This is a genomic window from Acinetobacter sp. S40, from assembly GCF_016624705.1.
In the GTDB taxonomy this organism is placed as follows: Bacteria; Pseudomonadota; Gammaproteobacteria; order Pseudomonadales; family Moraxellaceae; genus Acinetobacter.
The window spans coordinates 485,303-506,571 of record NZ_JACVTU010000001.1 but is presented as its reverse complement, the minus strand read 5'-3'; the positions used below and the strand labels follow the sequence as shown (position 1 = coordinate 506,571).

27 protein-coding genes are annotated in these 21,269 nt (G+C 40.2%); 17 read left to right on the top strand and 10 right to left on the bottom strand.

The features are described from left to right. The first annotated feature begins 40 nt into the window (after positions 1-40). The gene (gene rdgB, locus IAE19_RS02295; RefSeq protein WP_200459311.1) at positions 41-670 is read left to right on the top strand and encodes an RdgB/HAM1 family non-canonical purine NTP pyrophosphatase; all 630 of its coding nucleotides are present in this window, start codon (positions 41-43) and stop codon (positions 668-670) included. Positions 671-831: 161 nt separating this feature from the next. Here the strand turns inward: rdgB and IAE19_RS02290 are convergent, their stop codons facing one another. Both IAE19_RS02290 and IAE19_RS02285 read right to left on the bottom strand, forming a co-directional pair. Further along, complete coding sequence (locus IAE19_RS02290; protein WP_265092530.1) at positions 832-1,164, bottom strand: ribonuclease E inhibitor RraB; 333 nt, start codon at positions 1,162-1,164, stop codon at positions 832-834. Between the two features lie 107 nt (positions 1,165-1,271). Then, on the bottom strand, positions 1,272-2,150 hold the full coding sequence (locus tag IAE19_RS02285) for a permease (RefSeq protein WP_200459376.1): 879 nt from the start codon (positions 2,148-2,150) through the stop codon (positions 1,272-1,274). A gap of 153 nt (positions 2,151-2,303) precedes the next feature. On the opposite strand from IAE19_RS02285, the gene tatA reads away from it, so the two are divergent. The 4 genes from tatA (at position 2,304) to IAE19_RS02265 (ending at position 5,906) form a co-directional block, all read left to right on the top strand. Continuing rightward, positions 2,304-2,525, top strand: a complete 222-nt coding sequence (tatA, locus tag IAE19_RS02280) for a Sec-independent protein translocase subunit TatA (protein WP_200459310.1) — start codon at positions 2,304-2,306, stop codon at positions 2,523-2,525. 12 nt (positions 2,526-2,537) lie between these two features. Continuing rightward, positions 2,538-2,987: a Sec-independent protein translocase protein TatB gene (tatB, locus tag IAE19_RS02275; RefSeq protein ID WP_200459309.1), complete on the top strand. Its 450-nt coding sequence runs from the start codon at positions 2,538-2,540 to the stop codon at positions 2,985-2,987. Beyond that, positions 2,984-3,745: a twin-arginine translocase subunit TatC gene (tatC, locus tag IAE19_RS02270; RefSeq protein ID WP_200459308.1), complete on the top strand. Its 762-nt coding sequence runs from the start codon at positions 2,984-2,986 to the stop codon at positions 3,743-3,745. Before tatB ends, tatC begins: the two co-directional genes overlap by 4 nt. A 187-nt stretch (positions 3,746-3,932) precedes the next feature. After that, entirely contained in the window at positions 3,933-5,906 is a 1,974-nt protein-coding gene (locus IAE19_RS02265) for a PhoX family protein (RefSeq protein WP_200459307.1), read from the top strand. Positions 5,907-5,937: 31 nt separating this feature from the next. On the opposite strand, the gene IAE19_RS02260 is transcribed toward IAE19_RS02265, so the two are convergent. Further along, on the bottom strand, positions 5,938-6,723 hold the full coding sequence (locus IAE19_RS02260; RefSeq protein WP_200459306.1) for an NRDE family protein: 786 nt from the start codon (positions 6,721-6,723) through the stop codon (positions 5,938-5,940). A 94-nt stretch (positions 6,724-6,817) separates the two neighbouring features. Here IAE19_RS02260 and lgt point away from each other — a divergent pair, with 94 nt between their 5' ends. The 8 genes from lgt (at position 6,818) to msrA (ending at position 12,351) form a co-directional block, all read left to right on the top strand. After that, positions 6,818-7,636, top strand: a complete 819-nt coding sequence (gene lgt / locus IAE19_RS02255) for a prolipoprotein diacylglyceryl transferase (protein WP_200459305.1) — start codon at positions 6,818-6,820, stop codon at positions 7,634-7,636. A 158-nt stretch (positions 7,637-7,794) separates the two neighbouring features. Continuing rightward, positions 7,795-8,181 (top strand): hypothetical protein, encoded by a 387-nt coding sequence (locus IAE19_RS02250; RefSeq protein WP_200459375.1) that lies wholly within the window; start codon positions 7,795-7,797, stop codon positions 8,179-8,181. A gap of 1 nt (position 8,182) precedes the next feature. Continuing rightward, positions 8,183-8,548 (top strand): hypothetical protein, encoded by a 366-nt coding sequence (locus IAE19_RS02245; protein ID WP_200459304.1) that lies wholly within the window; start codon positions 8,183-8,185, stop codon positions 8,546-8,548. A gap of 119 nt (positions 8,549-8,667) precedes the next feature. After that, positions 8,668-9,510 (top strand): thymidylate synthase, encoded by an 843-nt coding sequence (gene thyA / locus IAE19_RS02240; RefSeq protein ID WP_200459303.1) that lies wholly within the window; start codon positions 8,668-8,670, stop codon positions 9,508-9,510. Between the two features lie 17 nt (positions 9,511-9,527). Next, on the top strand, positions 9,528-10,037 hold the full coding sequence (locus IAE19_RS02235; protein WP_200459302.1) for a dihydrofolate reductase: 510 nt from the start codon (positions 9,528-9,530) through the stop codon (positions 10,035-10,037). Between the two features lie 21 nt (positions 10,038-10,058). Beyond that, positions 10,059-11,123, top strand: coding sequence for a DUF4105 domain-containing protein (locus IAE19_RS02230; protein ID WP_200459301.1), 1,065 nt, complete (start codon positions 10,059-10,061; stop codon positions 11,121-11,123). A gap of 131 nt (positions 11,124-11,254) precedes the next feature. Beyond that, positions 11,255-11,734, top strand: a complete 480-nt coding sequence (locus IAE19_RS02225; protein WP_200459300.1) for an META domain-containing protein — start codon at positions 11,255-11,257, stop codon at positions 11,732-11,734. Positions 11,735-11,826: 92 nt separating this feature from the next. Then, on the top strand, positions 11,827-12,351 hold the full coding sequence (msrA, locus tag IAE19_RS02220) for a peptide-methionine (S)-S-oxide reductase MsrA (protein ID WP_200459299.1): 525 nt from the start codon (positions 11,827-11,829) through the stop codon (positions 12,349-12,351). Between the two features lie 67 nt (positions 12,352-12,418). On the opposite strand, the gene IAE19_RS02215 is transcribed toward msrA, so the two are convergent. From IAE19_RS02215 to IAE19_RS02195, 5 genes are all read right to left on the bottom strand, one after another. Continuing rightward, a complete protein-coding gene (locus IAE19_RS02215; protein ID WP_200459298.1) occupies positions 12,419-12,823 on the bottom strand; it encodes an ExbD/TolR family protein in 405 nt (134 codons plus the stop codon). Beyond that, the gene (locus tag IAE19_RS02210) at positions 12,823-13,446 is read right to left on the bottom strand and encodes a MotA/TolQ/ExbB proton channel family protein (protein WP_200459297.1); all 624 of its coding nucleotides are present in this window, start codon (positions 13,444-13,446) and stop codon (positions 12,823-12,825) included. Before IAE19_RS02210 ends, IAE19_RS02215 begins: the two co-directional genes overlap by 1 nt. A gap of 19 nt (positions 13,447-13,465) precedes the next feature. Then, complete coding sequence (locus tag IAE19_RS02205) at positions 13,466-14,245, bottom strand: energy transducer TonB (protein WP_200459296.1); 780 nt, start codon at positions 14,243-14,245, stop codon at positions 13,466-13,468. Positions 14,246-14,563: 318 nt separating this feature from the next. Continuing rightward, positions 14,564-15,430: a formyltetrahydrofolate deformylase gene (gene purU / locus IAE19_RS02200; protein WP_200459295.1), complete on the bottom strand. Its 867-nt coding sequence runs from the start codon at positions 15,428-15,430 to the stop codon at positions 14,564-14,566. Positions 15,431-15,548: 118 nt separating this feature from the next. Next, the gene (locus IAE19_RS02195; protein WP_200459294.1) at positions 15,549-16,238 is read right to left on the bottom strand and encodes a TetR/AcrR family transcriptional regulator; all 690 of its coding nucleotides are present in this window, start codon (positions 16,236-16,238) and stop codon (positions 15,549-15,551) included. A gap of 122 nt (positions 16,239-16,360) precedes the next feature. Here IAE19_RS02195 and IAE19_RS02190 point away from each other — a divergent pair, with 122 nt between their 5' ends. The 4 genes from IAE19_RS02190 (at position 16,361) to IAE19_RS02175 (ending at position 20,244) form a co-directional block, all read left to right on the top strand. Further along, positions 16,361-17,809: a coniferyl aldehyde dehydrogenase gene (locus IAE19_RS02190; RefSeq protein ID WP_200459293.1), complete on the top strand. Its 1,449-nt coding sequence runs from the start codon at positions 16,361-16,363 to the stop codon at positions 17,807-17,809. A 166-nt stretch (positions 17,810-17,975) separates the two neighbouring features. Then, the gene (gene rpmB, locus IAE19_RS02185) at positions 17,976-18,212 is read left to right on the top strand and encodes a 50S ribosomal protein L28 (protein WP_000048256.1); all 237 of its coding nucleotides are present in this window, start codon (positions 17,976-17,978) and stop codon (positions 18,210-18,212) included. 12 nt (positions 18,213-18,224) lie between these two features. Beyond that, positions 18,225-18,380 (top strand): 50S ribosomal protein L33, encoded by a 156-nt coding sequence (gene rpmG / locus IAE19_RS02180; protein ID WP_001205031.1) that lies wholly within the window; start codon positions 18,225-18,227, stop codon positions 18,378-18,380. Between the two features lie 142 nt (positions 18,381-18,522). Continuing rightward, the gene (locus IAE19_RS02175; RefSeq protein WP_200459292.1) at positions 18,523-20,244 is read left to right on the top strand and encodes a cation:proton antiporter; all 1,722 of its coding nucleotides are present in this window, start codon (positions 18,523-18,525) and stop codon (positions 20,242-20,244) included. 50 nt (positions 20,245-20,294) lie between these two features. On the opposite strand, the gene IAE19_RS02170 is transcribed toward IAE19_RS02175, so the two are convergent. Together IAE19_RS02170 and IAE19_RS02165 are read right to left on the bottom strand one after the other, a co-directional pair. Then, positions 20,295-20,573 (bottom strand): hypothetical protein, encoded by a 279-nt coding sequence (locus tag IAE19_RS02170; RefSeq protein ID WP_200459291.1) that lies wholly within the window; start codon positions 20,571-20,573, stop codon positions 20,295-20,297. A gap of 110 nt (positions 20,574-20,683) precedes the next feature. Continuing rightward, positions 20,684-21,187: a DUF6586 family protein gene (locus IAE19_RS02165; RefSeq protein ID WP_200459290.1), complete on the bottom strand. Its 504-nt coding sequence runs from the start codon at positions 21,185-21,187 to the stop codon at positions 20,684-20,686. Positions 21,188-21,269 lie beyond the last annotated feature (82 nt).

Here is a 21,269-nt window from a genome sequence, read left to right as displayed (position 1 = left end):
TTTTCTTTTTTAATTTTCTTTTTTAATTCAGGTTTTGATTATGTCTGCTCCACATTGGCTCTCTCAAGGTACATTGGTTTTAGCCAGTAACAACAAAGGTAAAATTACCGAATTTGAAAGACTCTTCGCAGAGTTAAAACTTCCAGTTGATGTCATTCCCCAAGGCCAACTCAATATTTCAGATGCAATTGAAGATGGGCTGAGCTTCGTTGAAAATGCCATCATTAAAGCGCGCCATGCTTCTAAAATTTCAGGAAAACCTGCGATTGCGGATGATTCGGGAATTTGTATTCCGATATTAGATGGTGCACCCGGAATTTATTCAGCACGTTATGCAGGTGATCACGGCAATGACGCCGCCAATAATGAAAAATTACTTGATGATTTGAAACCTTTCCGTCGCTCAGGACAAGCCATTGAAGGCATGTTTGTCTGCGTACTAGCGCTGGTCGAACATTCAGAAGATCCGCTTCCGCAAATCTTTCAGGGCTTTTGGCACGGCGAAATTTTAGAAGTAGCGCGCGGCGAACATGGTTTTGGTTATGATCCTTTATTCTGGCTACCTGAACTTGGCATCAGTAGTGCTGAAATGAGCAAAGAAGAAAAGAATAAGATTAGCCATCGAGGACAGGCAATGCAACGCTTTCGTGAGAGTTTGTTGCAAAAGTAACTCTATCTGATAAAGTCATACTTGTATGTGTAAGAGAATATACAAATATGACTTTATTACATTTGTTCAAAGAGAGTAAAGCCTCTCTCTTTCTTACTCAAAACAAGTTCCACTTATAAAAAATATCAACTTAATCTTTATTTTAAAATTAAAACTTTACCTCAGATACTCCCACATGACCTAAAACCATCACTATACCCGCCATATTGCTTCCCTATTTTATCAAGCTCATTTTCTGATTTGATAAGCTCTTCATAAGTAGGAATCATCTTTTTTTCACAATAGCAAGTCCACTCCCCTGTGACTCTATCTTTTTCAACACTAACTTCATAACCTAGCTGTTGCGCCTTATTAGCTACTTTCTCGCCGGCTTCTTCAGATGGTACCGCAACAAAAAAATCTATTCTTATTATATGTGACAAATCAAAACCATTTTCCTGAAATTGTCTTAATGCATCACCTGTTTCATCATCAGGGAATTGAGCCATTTTCATATCTTTTAACAATTATAAACTCTAATCACAATATACTAATTATGATCAAGTCCATAGTTTTTATCGCCCCTTAAGAACCCTTATTTAAATGCTCCGTTGAAACCAAACTACTTAAACAAATGTAATAACACGCCATAAATCGCAATCACGACACAACTCACAATTGTACCCGATGCAATATATCTTGCTGAAATTCCAGTTCCCTGATAGTACGTTTCCAGTGCCACAATATTGGCTGCGGGTGGCAAACAGAACAACAAAAACATCACCCCAATATATTGCTGAATATGTGGAATAGGCAAATAAACATAGGCAATACTACACAGTACAAGACCACAAATAATTTTCAAGCCTAAAATACCACTACTGCGTTTTAAATCATTCACATTCACTTTGGTATGACGTAACCACATGCCCAACACACACATCCCCGCAAAGGTCATTCCGATCTTACTGGCACTATAAATGTGATCAAACCAGACTGTATTTTGAATATTTTGTGCACCCATCAGACGAGCAAATCCTGCTAAAACCAGAGCCACAAAAGGTGGAGATTGCATCACTTTTTTCAGGATGACTAACTTAGACTGAGGCGCTGAGGAGACGGCGGTCACAGCCCAAATATTGCCAAAAATAGAACCACCAATATATAAGGCAACCATAGCAGAGCTAATCTGAGGTCCAAATAAAGCAATCGCGAATGGAAAGCCTAGCCATGCCATATTGACGTAGCTAAAACATAATGCCCCTAAACGATCCTTAAAGAGTTGCATAAATAGCGCATAGAGCAAAACTGCGGAGACGAAACTAAAGAGCATCAAGCTTAAACTACCAGCCTGATAAAACACCATATTGTAAATAATTACAATCGGAATAAAAACACGAGCAAGTAAGGTTGCAAGTAGTGGTTTCAGGCGTTCGGAATATTTCGATTGAGCCAGTAATAATCCAGCAATGAACGCAATGAATGGGAGAATAAGATTCACAGAAAAACTCTGAAATACAGTTTCAACAATCGAATTGAATAGTAGCATTTTTCTATCCAAAAAATTGAATTGTCTTAAAAATGAAATATTTTTGTCACTTCCCTGTCATTGCGGGCTGTTGAAATATCCACAAACTTTTGGAGGATATGGGAAATGGCAGGCTTATCAATTTGGCACGTAGTGATTTTCTTGATTGTAGTGGTGCTTTTGTTCGGTACATCAAAACTAAAAAATCTGGGTAAAGACGTGGGCGGTGCTGTTAAGGATTTTAAAAAATCCATTCGTGAAGAAGAGGAAACCGCTGCACTTAATCAACCAAAAACCATTGATGCCGATGTTAAAACCGCTGAACCTGCATCATCTGTAAAAGGTTAAGGAACCCAAGTCATGCTGAATGTTGGAATGACAGAAATTCTGTGTTTTGCCGTCATCGCAATATTGGTTTTAGGGCCTGATAAACTGCCTGAAGCTGCACGTTTTGCGGGACGTTGGTATGCCAGAATTAAGCGTCATATCAGCAATATTCAAAATGAAATTGACCGCGAACTCAAAATTTCTGAATTTCGCAAAGAAATGCAGGATGAACTTGATCGAATTGAAGCACTCGAACGCAAAGTACAATCTCAACTGGAAGAAATACAAAAGAGAAAACTTTCCGAATTAGAACATATTTCTCAAAATCATAAGGAAAAACAAAATATTGTTCGAGTGTATTCATTTATTTCCACTGCAGTTTATATTCCTTTTCAAACATGGCGGCTGCAAGAACATACGGGCGATAGCCCTCAGATGACTTTGCAACAGACAACTCCTATTAAACTGAAGATTGCCGTATGAACCAGCTTCCCTCAAACCTATTAAGTACAGATGAAACACTGGAGCAGATGCCCCTGATGAACCATCTGGTGGTGTTACGTAAACATTTGTTTAAAATCGTTGGGGTGACTCTTTTTTTATTTTTTTGTTTATTGCCTTTTCGCAACTATACGTATCAATGGTTATCTGAACCATTACGCATGCAATTGCCCGCCTCATCCTCCATGATTGCAACCGATGTAACTGCAACATTTATGGCGCCATTTAAACTCAATTTGTTCGTGGCAATTGTACTGGCTATGCCTTTTATTTTGTTTCAATTATGGTCATTTGTTAAGCCAGCGTTATATGCTAGAGAACGTCATTTGGCGTTGCCTTTGTTGGTTGGCAGTATTATTTTATTTTTTGCTGGCATCGCTTTTGCCTACTTTATTACCCTGCCCGCGATTTTGCATTTTTTCATTAGTGTATCTCCAGAAACTGTAGCACCAATGACTGATATTAATAGCTATCTTGAGTTTTGTCTTAAACTTTTCTTAGTCTTTGGTTTTACCTTTGAAATTCCAATTGTAACTTTGCTTCTGATTTTAATTGGTGTGGTCAGTACCCAGAGTCTAGCCGAAAAACGACGTTTTATTATTGTCGGTTGTTTCTTTATCTCGATGTTTATTACACCACCAGATGCTATTTCAATGGTCATGCTCGCGCTGCCAATGTGGTTGTTATTTGAGATGGGTTTATTTTTTGGAAAATTCCTCGAACGACGCTCTGCATCCTAGAACAACGCTTCATCACCCCCTTTAAAGCTTGAATATTCATATATTCAGGCCTGTATTTTCTCACATTAGTTATTTGATTTTTAAAAATAATATTGTCTTTAAACTGACTTTAAACCGTAAAAAAAATGTCATCAAAATTGCCTAAAATCAGTGCCACAAATATACCCACAAACGTTATGGATTTATTATGACATCGGCAAGCACTCAACCTACCCGTCGTGATTTACTAAAGTGGTTTGGCGGCATTCCTTTTTTACCATTAGGGGCAATGGCAACAGCAGCAACGTTGGCAGGATGTAATGATAGCGACAATGACAGTGTTGTCGTGACGCCACCAGTTGAAGCTAGCAATCTTAAAAATGCAAAATTTACCGCGATGTCTGCTCCTTCGTTGGCGAATCCCGCAGAAATGGCAACGACGTCAGTTCAATCAAAACTTAAAATTGACTGGGACAATTCAACCAGTACTGAATACCAACTTGCGTATAAAAACTTCTTTAAAACAGGTGAACAAGTTCCTAACCTCAAAGGCGGAACAATTGTGGCAGGCGGTTATTTCAATGTAAATGGCGATCCTATTATGGATAACTCCGTTGCCGGTAAAGAGCGCCAGTTCTTTTCTGACTGTCCAGATGGTTCTTCACTTATTCATTTAGAAAATGCCAAAGTTGATGGGGTTAGCAATCCTGTATTCCATGTGGTGCAATTTGAATACACCTCAAAAAATCAGGCTGGAGCAAGTGAATATGGTGAACTTCCATCACCTATTGCCATTTTGACACTCGATCAAGACCAAAAAACCGGTCATCTTGAACTCAAAAAATATTTTAATGTGGATACAGCCCCAGTTCATGGTTTATGGATTACTTGTGGCGCGAGTTTATCACCATGGAACACTCACCTCTCCAGTGAAGAATATGAACCTGATGCATTTGAACAAGGTATTGGCGGTTCAGCAGTAACTGGCATAGGCAAAAACTTCTTTGGGGATGCAAGCAAAGCCAAAGCCTATAACTATGGGCATTTACCAGAAGTGACCGTTAATCTGGATGGGACAGGCACAATTAAAAAACATTTTTGTATGGGTCGTATCTCACACGAGCTCGTACATGTTATGCCAGACAATCGTACTGTAATTATGGGCGATGACTATACCAATGGCGGTTTCTTTATGTTTGTCGCAGATAAAGAAAAAGACTTATCTGCTGGAACTCTCTATGTTGCAAAATATCTAGATGTCTTAACTGAATCTAGCACGGCTCGTATTCAATGGATCAACCTTGGTCATGCCACAAGTCAAGAAATTGAAAATCTGGTAAATGTGCAGAATATTCAACCAACCGAGATTATGGAAAGCTTAACGGTTAATCCAAACGATGCCAGTTACACGGAAATTACCTTAGCCAAGAAAAAACTTTGGGTAAAAGTTAAACCAGGTATGGAAAAAGCGGCTGCCTTTTTGGAAACACATCGCTATGCAGCCCTAAAAGGCGGCAGTATGGCCTTTACCAAAATGGAAGGAACCACTATTAATATCAAGGACAAAGTGGCATATTCAGCATTAGCCAATATTCAGGATTCCATGATTACCAATGGTTCTGGCTGGGTAGCTTCGAACAATGTCAGCTTTTCCAAAAAAATCACGGCGGGTGGTATTCTTGAGCATAAATTAGGTACAGCCTATCCTGCAACGGATGGTTCACTGATTAATAGTGAGTGGGTTCCTTTATACTCGCACCTCATGTTATCTGGTGTTGATATTAGCGCAGACAGTCTGGGTAATACTGCAGATCCAGAAAAAATCGCCAGCCCTGATAATCTTAAATATTCTGAAACCTTACGTACTCTGTTTATTGGTGAGGACAGTGGTAACCACGTTAATAACTTCTTGTGGGCATATAATGTCGACAGCAAAGAGTTGGTCCGTCTTTTATCCACACCAGCAGGGGCGGAATCCACTGGCTTACATGCTGTAGATTCGGTCAATGGCTGGACCTATATCATGAGTAATTTCCAGCATCCGGGTGACTGGGGCAGCATTCATGCAGGGGTGAAAGGCCAATTACAAAGTTATATCGACAGTAACTATAGCGATGGTTTTAGCGCTAGTGTAGGCTATATCACTGCTGATCCAATTGCACCGTCTGTTGTTAAAAAATAAGATAAGCAAAATAAAACAAAGCTGACTTCGGTCAGCTTTGTTGTTTTAAATCAATATTCAAATGCATAATTTGATCTTTTAAATCGCCCCACTGTGTCTTTTCCAACCACGTCCATTGTTGATTTTTCATGGTTAAAAAATTAGAACAACGTGTGCCGTATATAGGGCTTTGAATAAAAGTAGAAGAGAGAAGTTCTTCCATTTCTGGGCTTATACCAGTTCTAGGCAATAAATCAGGGATAACTTTGCGCTCATCCTCCAGAATGTCCCATGCGGCATACTCAAGCTCATCTTCTTTAATCCCCATTTGCAGCATCGGTAAAAATTCCTGAGTGAAACGGATACGCAAATGTTTAGTTTTCTCCCAATGTTCTGACATTAAACCATTGGAAACCACGTATACACCTTTAGCCAATACTTGAGGTGCTTCACCACGATTACTCATATAAACCGCCTGAGTCTGGTCACCTAGAAACAGATTAAATCCAGCATATTGTTGTTGGACACGTTCAAGCTGTTGCGCAAACCGAATAGGTGTTTGCTCAGACAACAAAAAATCTTCAATTAATGTACCCCTGGAAGTGTGGTATGTCTTTTTATCTTGACCATCACGGAAATTGGTCACAATTGCCCAGCGTCCTGAAGCCGTTACGCCCATCCATGTTCCACCCGATTGTAGGTCCTGCCCTGCAATAATCGAACTATTTGACCATACATGTAATTGAGAGGTGGGACGTGCATAAAATTCATCACGATTCGACAATAAGCAGATCGGTGTCTGTTCTAGAACTTGCCAAGCCAATGCTACAATACACATGAAATTTTTCTCGTTATCTTTACACATTGAATGTACAACATTTTTCGCTCATTCCGTTAAAATCTGTGCCAATGATAAAAATCAAGGAATAGGAATGCTGACCTACCCCAATATTGATCCTGTTGCACTGTCACTCGGGCCACTGAAAGTTCATTGGTATGGGCTGATGTACCTTTTGGCTTTTCTATGCGCTTGGGGACTTGCCTCGTATCGAGCCAAGCAACGTGATGGCTGGACAGCCGATATGGTTTCAGACCTTGTGTTCTATGGAGCAATGGGTGTTGTACTGGGTGGACGTATTGGTTATGTGCTTTTTTATGAATTAGGCAAGTTTTTAACTGATCCACTCTGGTTATTTCAAGTCTGGACAGGCGGCATGAGTTTTCATGGTGGATTTATCGGGGTTATGCTTGCCATGATTCTCTGGTGCCGAAAATATCAAAAAACCTGGTTTGAAACTCTCGATTTTATTGCCCCTTGTGTTCCTACTGGCCTGATGTTTGGTCGTATTGGTAATTTTATCGGTGGGGAGCTTTATGGTCGCGCGGTTCAAAACCCTAACTATCCATTTGGGATGATCTTTCCAACAGATCCTTTGCATTTAGTACGTCACCCCTCACAGATTTATCAGGCCGTTTGCGAAGGACTTATTCTATTTTTAGTATTATGGTGGTTTAGTCGTAAACCTCGTCCACGTATGGCAGTTTCTGCATTATTTCTAATTGGTTACGGAATTGCGCGTTTTAGCATGGAGTTTTTCCGTGAACCCGATGCAGACCAAGGCTTCATTTTATTAGGCTGGATGACCAAAGGTCAGATATTAACTGTTCCTATGATTTTGATTGGCCTATGGATGTTTTGGTACGCGTATCAACGTAAAATCTACGATTGGGGTCCATTAAAAAATCGCTAACCCTTATTCTTCCTCTTCATGTTTTCGGTTTGACACATCTCAGACCGAAAACAATCTGTAAAAATAATCTCTTTGTTTTAAAGGATGTATTTGATTCAATATCTTGATTCCCAATTTGTATGTTACATTTTCAGGGTTTCCATAATGATCCAATCAACATGCTTGAATTCTGGTTTAACTCTGACACGTCACGTACACAAAAATTTCTGATTTTGATCGTTACTTTGCTCATCGCACTGGGTTTATATCGCTATCACCCACTGCCTTTAGACCTGATTTTAATGTTTGCTGGAACAGGCGTCATTTTTTTAATCTGTCGTTATTTAAAACAACATTTTGCTCAACGTAATCCAACAGGACCACTGTATCGTTTATTGACATGGATTCCGATTGCGTTGTTACTCACTTTGCTGTTTATGAAAACCCTAAACAATCTGATGGGATGGGGTATTCAAGGTATTGCTTTTATGGCATTGGCGGTTTTTATTTTTTCACCCCAATTTCTGTTTAAATCAAACGCCATCATGCCACCTAAAGACCATTAATATGTTAGATTTTTGGTACTCTGAGCGCTGCACCCGTGGTATGAAACTTGGTAGCTGTATCGCCATATGTGCCATCATTTATTTTTTATCCCAGATTCAGAAATTAACCCCAGAATTTACCACAAGTTGCTTAGGCATAGGCGTAATCACACATTTCATTCGATATTCTTTTCAACGCATTGATCCGAACAATCCTTATCGTAACGGCTTTAAGATTTTGGAAACCGTATTCCCAGTCATGGGGCTAATCTTAATCATTTTATTATTACCGAAAACGCAAAAAATAGTATTAGCTCTACAAGCCCTCAGCTTTAGTGCATTGGGTTTATTTGTCGTTAGCATTTATCAAAATCGTGCACAACGTTAGGTTTGTATTACATCTACTACGCTGTTCATTCTGAGTAAAAGCAGTTAAGATTTGATATCGATTTTTAATGTTTTATTGGTTTTTTAATTGACCAATATCCATCCAGATTAGAGAGAATCATGCGCGCGTATTTAGACCTTTTACAACATATCCTCGACAACGGCGGCGACAAAGGTGACCGTACAGGAACAGGAACACGTTCGGTATTCGGTCATCAAATGCGTTTTGATTTATCCAAAGGTTTTCCTTTACTAACCACTAAAAAAGTTCATTTTCGCTCGATTGTGATTGAACTGTTGTGGTTTTTAAAAGGTGATACCAATGTTCAATATCTCAAAGACAATAAAGTCACCATCTGGGATGAATGGGCAACTGCCGAGCAAACTGCTCGTTTTGGTCGTCCTGAAGGAGAGCTTGGCCCCGTTTATGGCCACCAATGGCGTAATTTTGGCGCCTCTAAAAAAACTGGTGGCAGTTACAACACAGATGGTTTTGATCAAATTCAGTGGCTGATCAATGAAATAAAAACGAACCCAAATTCACGTCGTTTGATCGTGTCGGGCTGGAATCCAAATGAAGCAGGACAAGTTGCATTACCGCCTTGCCACACCTTGTTCCAGTTTTTTGTTCAGGATGGCAAACTTTCCTGTCAGCTTTACCAGCGTAGTGCCGATGTATTTCTAGGTGTGCCATTTAATATTGCCAGTTATGCCCTACTCACTCATATGATTGCGCAAGTTTGTGGCTTGGATGTTGGTGATTTTGTCTGGACAGGCGGAGATACTCATTTATATGCCAATCATTTTGAACAAGCACAATTACAACTTACTCGCGAACCTCTTCCGTTGTGCCAATTAAAATTAAATCCAGAGATTGACGATATTTTTGATTTTAAATTTGAAGATATTGAAATCGTAGATTATCAATCCCACCCCGCAATTAAAGCCCCTGTTGCAGTTTAAGGTTAAGGAACATCAAAATGGCATTTCAAGACCTCGAAGTGGTACATGTGGTGGCAATGGACCAAAAGCAATGCATTGGTAAAGCGAATGCGTTACCGTGGCATATTTCAGCGGATCTAAAACATTTTAAGCAACTCACCCAAGCTGGTGTGGTGATTATGGGACGTAAGACTCTGGAGTCGATGGGACGCACTTTGCCCAATCGCATTAACTGGGTGATTACCCGTGATCCAGCCTGGCATTTTGAAGGTGCTAAAGTTGCACCCACTATAGAAGCTGCCTTGCAGGGAGCCGCGCAGGATGTTCAACATACTGATAAAAAAACGTTGTTTATTATTGGTGGTGGAGAAATCTTTAAACAAACGCTTGATATCGCTGACCGTTTAGAACTCACGCACGTCGAATTGGATGTTCAGGGAGACACTTTTTATCCTGATATTCCCGATACATTTAACAAAGTAAGCAGTGAACAACATACCGATGACCAAACTGGCATTGTCTTTGAGTTTGCAAGCTATCAAAAATAAAACTAATCGATTAAATAAATTATGCAGAATATTGGAAAAAAAGAATTTTTAACTGCACTGGGCAAAGGAATTGCTCTGACCGCTTTTTCAATATTTGTGATTTTTTCTAGTCTTTGGGTTTGTCTGGCACTCTGGATTCAACAGCCATTTGGATGGCTGATGAGCAGAATGTTGATTGGTATATGGATCGTTTTTGCCCTAAGTATTTTGGGTATTTACATCACCCAGCATTTGATCAGTCGGCGTATTGATATGCTGATTTATATTGTGGGCTTTATTGGCGTATTGATCTGGTATTTTAATATCGCACCGCTACAAAATCGCGAGTGGGATCCCGAAGTCGAAAAGATCCTTTCCTATGAGCGCGACGGTGACGTCATCACACTTCACAACATCCGAAATTTTGACTGGAAACCTGATGGCAGCTATACCCCGCGCTGGGAAACTCGTCGTCTGGATTTAAATAAAATTGAAGGTGTACATATTGTGACCTCCTATTGGATGGGGCCTCAAATTGCACATACATTAGTGAGTTTTAATTTCAGCGATCAGCAACCTCTGACTTTTTCTATTGAAATCCGCAAAGAAAAGAATGAAAGTTTTTCTGCAATTGGAGGTTTTTTCCGACAGTTTGAATTGAGTCTAGTCGCAGCAGATGAAAAAGATATTATTTATACGCGCAGTAACGTCCGTAAAGAACAAGTTTATCTTTTCCCTATTAAAATGCCCAATATTCAGGCAAAAGCCCTGTTTAATGAATATTTAAAAACCGTTGATGAACTTCAACAAGAACCGCGTTGGTATAACACTTTGACGAGTAATTGTACAACGCTGGTTTTTGATATGGTGCAAGCGATCAATCCAGATGAATTACCCAAAGATTATCGTTTAATTGCCTCAGGTTATTTACCTAACTATCTCTATGATTTGAACGTGCTGAGCCATCATTATACTGTGCCTGAATGGTATCAAATGGCCTATATCAATGAACGCGCAGCCGAGTATGAAACATTCAAACATAAAACCAGCGCCAATTTTTCTGCTGTAATCCGCGAAGGTCTGCCACAACCAAACCAGCAACCTTAGTAGATTATGAAGATAATGTGGGACTATACTAAAAATTAACTACACAATTTCACGCTTTTTCACCACCTACACTGCTTTTTTTTGCTCTTATATCTAACAATTTGAATCAGTTTTATTTAAGGGTTATTTTCATGTTAAAGCAGTGGATGATTTCAACAGGTCTTATTTCTTGTCTTTCTATCACAGGCTGCGCAAACATGGCATCAGCGCCTGTTCAATCTCAACCAAAGCCGAAACCCACTACGCCATCTCAACCAGAAAGTCCTAACCTTTTATATACGCAACGTTGGGTAGCCACTGAGATTAATGGTTTTCAGGTTCAATCTTCTGAAAAAATGCCTCAAATCCAATTTGATCCTTCTTCTAAACGGTTTAGCGGTTCAGATGGCTGCAATCAAATTATGGGCAGTTTTAACACGACAGATGAAAACTTAAGCCTAGGCCAAATAGCCAGCACAAAAATGATGTGTACGGATGCCAATAGCCTGACTGCAACACAATATCAACAAGCACTTGAAAAAGTTGCTCGTTATCGTGCCAGCTCACAATTACTGGTGTTATTTGACCAAAATGGCCAGACACTTATCGCATTTAAAAAAACAAACCAATAAATGCGTTATTCTGACTAGAAACTTTAACCTTATAAATAAATTGTGGTAACACTATAGCGTTAAATTAAGCAATGAAATGGAGGGATAAACATATGCAACAGGCACTATTTGGTGGAGGTTGTTTCTGGTGCACAGAAGCCGTCTTCCTACAGATTCAGGGTGTAACCAAGGTAGTCAGCGGTTACGCTGGTGGAGATATTCCCAACCCCACCTATGAAGCTGTATGTACAGGTCAAACCAGGCATGCAGAAGTGATTTTAATTGACTTTGATGAACAACAAGTTAGTTATATACAATTGCTTAATGTTTTCTTTGCGACACATGATCCGACCACACTCAACCGCCAAGGTAATGATGTCGGGACACAATATCGTTCAGTCATTTATTCTTATGACGAAACCCAGAAACAGCAAGCCGAACAGTTGATTTCAGAATTAAAACTGGAAGGTTTAAACATCGTTACTGAGCTCAGTCCTGTACCAACCTTTTATCCAGCAGAAGATTATCATCAAAATTTTTATGCCAAGAACCCTTCACAAGGTTATTGTAACTTCGCGATTCCACCTAAATTATCCAAGCTAAGAGGGAAATTTCAGGATTTAGTGAAAATAGATTAATCCAAATTTTGATATAAAAAAAAGCAACTCATTTGAGTTGCTTTTTATTTAGCTCATCGCGGAGTATTTAGTTTTCACTCACGAAAGCAATATCACTGAGTCCGGCTTCACTCGCACGTGACATCACTTGAGCCACTGTATCATAACGTGATTCTTTATCTGCACGTAATTGTACAGTTGGCTTCTGAGCTGATTGACCCGCTTCTTGAAAACGTTTCTGAAGTTCATCCAGTGTAATATTTTCCTGACCCCAAGCAATATCACCATTAGCATTGATACTAATCGTAATTGGCTTATCGGGTGGCGGCTGAATTTCAGCAGTTGTTTTTGGCAAAGTTAATGGCACTGATGGGTTGGCGACCGTCGCTGTGACAAGGAAGATGATCATCAATACCAACATAATGTCAATTAACGGAATGAGGTTCATCTCATTCATGCCACTGTCGTGGTCTTCACCCAATTGAAAAGCCATTAAGCCTGACCTCCAACATAACTTTGTGAAGTAGCTTTCACATCTACTTTTGCTTCTACAGAGTCTTGCAACAACATCGTGTCAATCAACAAGCTATGGGCTTGATCTTGTAAATCATGCGCTAAACCACGATTAAAGCGTACACAAATGTTGTAGGCCAATACCGCTGGAATAGCAACAGCCAAACCCAAACCTGTCATGATCAGTGCTTCACCCACTGGCGTTGCAACCTGAACCAGACCTGCCTGACCACTTTTGCCAACGGCCACCAAGGCATGGAAAATACCCCACACTGTCCCAAATAAACCCACAAAAGGTGCAATTGATGCAATGGTACCTAATACTGCAACGCCTTTTTCAGCATGGGATTTTTCGGCAGAAATCTGACGAAGCAAAGCTTGTTCAGCTACAGCTTTACGTTGATCAAATGGAAGATGTACAAACTTTGCTTTTAAGCTGGATAATGCTTTAGACAGTTGAGCATAAGCTTGTTGTTTTAATTGGCGTGTTCCCATCAAACGGAGGATGAAAATCGTCCAAGTTGCAATCGACATGACCAAAAGCACAAAATACAGTGTTTTGCTGACTGCATCGGCATGTTGCCAATAAACTGAAAAGTTCATACTCGAACTCCTGAAAATGTTAGCCGTTAGGATTCAATGTTAATTCAAATGGTTGTTCAGCCCGAATCGGGTAAGCCACACCATTTTCTTTATACGGTTTGAATTTTGCACTACGCACAGCGCGTAAAATCTTGTCATCCAATGCAGCAACGCCACTACTACGTGTGACACGTGCATTAGTAATCTTGCCACTCTCATCCGCCTCAATCATCACCACAACAGTACGAGTTTCACCCTGTAGATCGCGATTGGTATAAGATGGACGCGGAGAACGACTCCACTGCACACCTGAACCACCGATAGATACGTTTTTAGGAGATGGATCGCGTTGTGGTTCTGCTGCAGGTTGTGGAGCAGGTTTCGCTTTTTCAACCACTTTTTCAGTGGTTGTAGTGGTCGTCAAAGGCTTCATATCCACCTGAGGCTCCGCTTTGACCACCTCTTTTGGTGTTTCCGCCTTTTTCACCTGCTGCACTTTTTCCACTTTCTTTGGCGGTGGTGCAACTTTTTCTACAACCTTAACCTCTTTTACCTCTTTTTTAGGTTTAGGCTCTTCTTTCTTCGGTTCTGCCTTAGGCTTTGGTGGAAGAGGTGGTGGAGCCTGAATTTTTACGAAACGAACGTTTAATGGTTGTTTCTCAATAGGTCTGAGCTCAGGGCTTTTAATGTGACTTACCGCCCATAACACTCCCGCATGACCAACCACAACCGCAATAAGTGCAGTGATGATCTTCTTTTTCATCGGATGAGGAGAATTCGGAGGAGTAGAATTCAAAGTTATTGCAGGAGATTGACTCATGTGAATCTAATTACCTTATTGAAAACCAAATGTCCGTAACTATGTATCGGAACGATTTAGTTCATCGGTTCAAACAATTAAAGTAACGCAATAATAAATGAGAAGTGTTTTCATTTGCAACCATTATTTTATCAATCTGTAACTGATATAAATAAATTTATATATATTTCAATATGATAAAATCAAAGTTTGGATATAGAAAATTCCTTAAAATAAGTGTTCTATTATCGGAAACATTAATTATGTTATATCATAACATTAAACGCGCAAAAAAAAAGCATGCGCTAAGGCATACTTTTTTCGATTGCGGTTCGGCTGTTACTGGAAAACGACCGTCTTGTTCCCATCGACGATAATACGATCTTCAAGATGCCATTTTACAGCCCGGGCCAATACATTACGTTCCACATCTTGACCCAATTCTCTTAACTGTTCGACCGTAAAGTCATGGTTGACACGCTCTACATCCTGCTCAATGATTGGTCCCTGATCCAGATCAGCTGTCACATAATGTGCAGTTGCCCCAATCAATTTCACGCCTTTTTCATAGGCTTGTTTATAAGGATTGGCCCCCACAAAAGCGGGTAAAAATGAATGATGGATATTAATCACTTTCATTTCCCAATGTCGTACAAATTCCTCATCCAGAATTTGCATATAACGGGCTAATACCAACAAATCATTTCCCTGCATAAGGTCGTCAATTTTGGCATAGGCTTCACGTTTGTTTTCTTTATTAACAGGTACTACTTCAAAAGGAATACCAAAGTTTTCAACGGCTTCACGTAAATCTTCGTGATTTGACACAACTTTAGTAATCTCACACGGCAAGCCGCCACGTGCATGACGCCATAATAGCTCTAAAAGTGCATGATCCACTTTAGAAACCAAAATACCCACTTTTTTCAGTTCATTTACAAAAGCCAGTCGCCACTGCATGTTATAACGTTCAGCAACATTTGCCGCAAAAGTCTGGATCAAAGTATCTTTACGGCTTTGTAAATGCTCTAACTCAAACTCAACACGCATAAAATAGCGCCCACCCTGAGCTTCTGTCGCGTATTGATCAAGTGCGGTAATATTTGCTCCCTGATGATACAAAAAGCTCGATACAGCTTGCACGATGCCCGGCTTGTCTTCACAAGTGATGAGTAAACGTGCTGTATTGGCGGTGGTCGTGTTCATTTGATTAATATCACTTATAGGTCAATTTAAAAACAAGCCAAGTATTCTAGCGCTTTTTCCGCAGAGACAGAATAGTTTCCTTAAATGGATCAATCGCAGAAACCAAACTGACTAAAAATCACTCTACTTTTGAAGACAAGCTAGCAAAAAGTTCCGAGCTTCCAAAACTTTCCAACAAACTTTCATAAGTTTGACGGCTTTCACCCATCAAATATGGCCCTTCCAGAAAAACCATCTGACGCAAAGCCTGCCAAATCCATTTCTCTTCAAGATGACTGCAATCACTGATATGCCCAGACATGTACAGGAAATTAGTCCAGTTCGTTAATACAATCCATAAGTTGATGACCAAAGCCTCAATTTCTGAATTGGTCATTTTCATAAGACCAGCGTCAACAAAAGCCTGATAAATTTTTTGCCCCTGTTGCATCACCTTCCCGGCAAAACGAGGGTAAATCTTTTTAAAGTCATCATTACTTTCAATTAAATGATAGACATCGCGATGCAAAAAACGATAAGCCCAAAGCTGATTACTGAGTACCTGAAAATAACGAATTTTATCATTGGCATTGACTAGACGGTCATCTGGTAATGCCAGCATCTCTAGTGTTTCATGTTGGTATTGCTCCGCCAGCTCTTTAATAATTTCCTGTTTATTGCGAAAGTGATAATACAAATTACCAGGACTAATGCCCAGTTCAGCCGCAATATGATTCGTTGTGACTGAACGCTCTCCACGCTCATTAAACAATTGCAAGCTGATTTGCAAAATACGATCTTTGGTTTTGACTGTTTTACTGAGAGACATTATTTAATAACCGTATGTAAATTCAAAGAGTTAAAACGCTGACACATAAACCAGCTTGACTATTTAGAGTATTTACTCTAAAAAATATCATATAGAGCAAATTTTAGTTATGGAAGCGTGTCATGAACAGTCAAACAAAAACAATGTCGATGACTCCTCATTCATTCGATACCCAACAGTTAAAGGACTTACTGGAACATCAAAAGTTAGCATATCAACGCTACCCTGTGCCAACCGCAAAAGATCGTATTGATCGTTTAGCTCGGCTTAAACGTGTTTTAGTCAAATATCAGGATCAAATTGCAGATGCAATTAATCGTGATTATGGTAACCGTTCTATCGGTGAAACCAAAATCGGCGAGTTGCTCACCTGTATTGAACAGATTGGTTATTATAGCAAGCATTTAACCGAATGGATGAAGCCATCCAAGCGTCATGTCAGTTTGATTCATCAACCCGCCAAAGCTTGGGTTCAATATCAGCCATTGGGCGTGGTGGGAATTATTACACCGTGGAACTATCCATTGTTACTATCTGTTGGGCCACTGATTTGTGCGCTGGCTGCTGGCAATCATGCCATGATCAAAATTTCAAGCGCTTCGGCATACTTTGGTCAAGTGCTAGAAAATGCCCTTTCAGAAGCCTTCCCACAAGAACTCGTGACTGTTGTAAATGGCGGTGGTGCGATTTCAGATGCATTTAGTCATTTACCTTTCGACAAAATGATTTTTACTGGCTCAACCAACGTCGGTAAAACCGTAATGGCTGCTGCGGCTGAAAATTTGGTTCCTGTCATCTTAGAGCTCGGTGGTAAATCCCCTGCGGTTGTACATCCGTCTATGGATATGAAAGATGCTGCACAGCGCTTAGCGGTAGGTAAGCTTTGGAATGCAGGTCAAACTTGTGTAGCCCCGGATTATTTATTCTTACCTAAAGGTCGTACTGCTGAGTTTATTGAAAACTTTAAAATCATTGTGAAAGGTATGTATCCAGCTTTCCGTGATAATCAAGATTACACCTCTATTATCAATGATAAACAATACAATCGCTTACAAGGTTATTTAGAAGATGCCCGCTCACAAGGCGCCCGTATTATTGAACTCAATCCAGCTCAAGAACAGTTGGATGATATCCGTAAAATTGCACCCACATTACTAACAGGTGTGACCACAGAAATGGAAATTATGAAGAATGAGATCTTCGGTCCAATTCTTCCAATCTTTGAATATGATCAAATTGAAGATGTCATTGAGTTTATTAATCGCCGTCCACGTCCACTTGCGTTATACTACTTCGACTTTGATCAAGCACGTGCCGAGTATCTTGCTGAACGCACACATTCGGGACATTTTGGTCAAAATACCGTATTAACCCATGTTGCACAGGATGACCTTCCATTTGGGGGCGTTGGTGCTTCAGGAATGGGTAAATATCACGGGCCTGAAGGTTTTTTCAATCTATCGCATGAACGTTCCATGATGTCAAATCCTAAGCTATATAGCTTAAAATACATCCTGCCACCATTTAATAAGCCGATTCATCGATTGCTTTATAAAACACTTCTACGCTAGGGTGATCAAGGCATGATCTATCACACCGAATCATGCCGTGTTTTTACCAAATTCGCTTGTCTTTTAATCGTATTTTTGGTATAAAACGCCCCTTGAATAAATTCAATCCGTTTATTTGTATGACTGGCCACAGATTTGCTGTTGGCTAAATCAATGGAGTTCCACCATGTCTAAGGTTTGCCAAGTTACCGGCAAGCGTCCAGTCGTTGGTAACAACGTCTCACACGCCAACAACAAAACCAAGCGCCGGTTCGAGCCGAACCTGCATCACCACCGTTTTTGGTTAGAAAGCGAAAAACGTTTTGTACGTCTTCGTTTAACCACTAAAGGTATGCGTATTATCGACAAATTGGGCATTGAAAAGGTTGTTGCTGATCTTCGTGCTCAAGGTCAAAAGATCTAAGGAGTCCTTGCAATGCGTGACAAGATTCGCCTAGTTTCTTCTGCTGGTACTGGTTATTTCTACACTACCACGAAGAACAAACGTACTATGCCGGAAAAAATGGAAATCAAAAAATTTGATCCAAAAATCCGTCAACACGTCATTTTCAAAGAAGCTAAAATCAAATAATTTTAGATTCTTAAAAAAACGGCTTCAGTTGAAGTCGTTTTTTTTTGCATTTTTTTTACTCAGCTTGTTAAACTTTTCATAATTTTAATATTGGCATTTTTTATGCTTAATGATTAAACCCAATCACTTAAAGGAGTGTTGAGTGCCACATGACGTAGATTTGATTATTTTACTGGCAGTTGGGTTCGGTATAGCCCTCATATTTGGCTATATTGCCGCACGTCTACGCCTACCTCCGCTAATCGGTTATCTTATTGCGGGCATTATTATTAGCCCCAATACACCGGGTGTTGTTGCAGATATGCAATTGGCCAATCAGCTTGCTGAACTTGGTGTCATGTTCCTGATGTTTGGCGTGGGAATGCATTTTTCCCTGAGTGATTTACTTCAAGTACGCCGCATTGCCCTGCCAGGTGCAATTTTACAGATCGCTGTGGCGACCTTGCTTGGAGTTGGAGTTTCAATGTGGTGGGGCTGGAGTTTTGGTTCAGCACTAGTCTTTGGTTTAAGCCTTTCCTGTGCCAGTACTGTGGTCTTACTCAAAGCTTTAGGTGATCGTGGTTTATTAGATTCAGTCAATGGTAAAATTGCAGTAGGCTGGTTGTTGGTCGAAGATCTGGTCATGGTATTGGTGCTGGTTTTGCTTCCTGCTACCGCAGTATTACTTGGTGGAAAAGCATTAGCACATACCACAACTGATCATAATATCTGGATTACCTTAGGCATTACCCTACTAAAGGTTGCGGGTTTTATTGCCTTTATGCTGATTATTGGTAAACGTCTTGTACCAATGATCATGCAATTCGTAGCACGTCTAGGATCACGTGAATTATTTACTCTTACTGTCGTTGCTGCTGCTGTTTCAATTGCCTATGGTTCATATGCCATTTTTGGTGTTTCCATGGCACTAGGTGCTTTCTTTGCAGGCATGGTCGTGAAGGAATCGGACTTTAGCCATCGTGCAGAAGAAGAAACTCTGCCGTTACGTGAAATTTTTTCGATTTTGTTTTTCGTTTCAGTCGGCATGCTATTTGACCCGCATATTCTGGTTGAGCAGCCTTTACATATTTTGGCAGTGATCGCGATTATTATGATCGGAAAAACCTTGGCTGCCATGGCACTAGTTTTATTCTTCCGTTATCCCATTAATACGGCTCTCACTGTAGGTGCCAGTTTGGCACAAATTGGCGAGTTTTCTTTTATCTTAGCAACACTAGGTGTGTCCCTAGGACTATTGACCTTAGATGCACAAAATCTAATTTTAGCAGGTGCGTTATTTTCCATTACCCTCAATTCATTTGTCTTTTCAGCAATTGAACCTCTTCAGCGTTGGATCCGTGAACGTTCACATTTAGCACGTTTGCTGGAACGTAGTGGTGATCCATTGGCAATGTTGCCAGATGAAGTCGACCAAGACTACTTACGTGATCAAGTGGTCATGGTGGGTTATGGTGAGGTTGGACGACGAATTGCCAAGACCTTGATGGAACAAGATATCCGTGTGGTTATTGCAGAAGAAAATCGTGAGATTGTCGAAAATCTGCGTAAGAAAGGCATTCCAGCTGTTAGTGGTGAAGCCACCGAGCCAAGTGTACTGATTCAGGCACATATCATGCATGCGCGGTTATTGGTGTTGTCACCGATGGATATTATTGATATTCATCGTATTGTTGATATTGCCAAACAGCTTAATCCACGCATCGAAGTACTTTGCTGTGCTGAAAGTCATGAAGAAGCTGAAGTCATTCGTCAGGATAATGTCGGTTTAGTGTTTTATGCTAAAGAGGAAATGGCGAAGAATATGAGTCAACATATTTTGCATCAGATTGAAGTGGCGCATCATCCAATAACAAATGGCCATTAAAATCTAATCAAGAAAACAATAAAAAAAAGCGTACTCAGGGTACGCTTTTTTTAGCTTAGATGTTGTGGTTGCTCATCTAACACTTCAGCCTGCCATTGATTCATCTGCTTTTCCAGCAAACCAAATAATGCAGCTTGAATCATATGTTGGGCGACCATTGGGGTTTGATCTCCAAGAAGTGCTTTGACTTCATCATTAAACTGGATTTTTACCAAAGGTTCTTGTTCTGAATCAGCATTTCGCAGTGCCAACTCACCACCTTCAAGTTGAACCAGTTCCAGAATGGCTTCCTGGCTACCAAATAATTCTTTCAACTGTTGAATAGACATAAATCCTCCATGTTCAACATGGTGGCAAAGAGCAACTGCACTTTGCACTGTATGAGATTTATATATAGGAACTCTTGTAGCAGATTTCAAGTTCTCTATAGGAATTGGAGTTAAAATTCGACCATTTCGTTACGAAAGCCATCAATCAAATGGCTTAATTCACGATGCCATTCACGTAGGATCTTGACATCGGGTAACCACGACTGGGGGCCTTGTGTAACCTTAATAATAAGATGAGAAGACGTTTCTTCTTCAGGCGTTGGCTCAGTAGGTTCTGGGGCATATTGACACATACGATATGCACGTTTAAGTTCAGCAATAAAACCGTCTTTAGCTAATTGTTGTAAAACAATCACCTCAGGTGAAACTTGCCCTTTCTCAGCCATTTTATCTTCAATCGATTTAAGTGTCGGTTGCAGATCTGTTAAGCGGTAATAACGTACCAATTCCTGTAAAAAAGCCAGAACCGCACCATGCAAATGAAATACTGCGGTTTCCCGATAAGCCTGTACCTGCTGTACATGTTCAATTTGCTCCGCCTGTTGGCACGCCAAACGCGCAAAATACAACTTTTGATTAGTACGATCGGCATGATAACGAGCAACACGGGACATGATTTTTCCTTAAATGAACTCAAAGAATACTATGACATTAGCTTAACTGGATATGGGGTGACTAAACAACTTTTTCAAATTT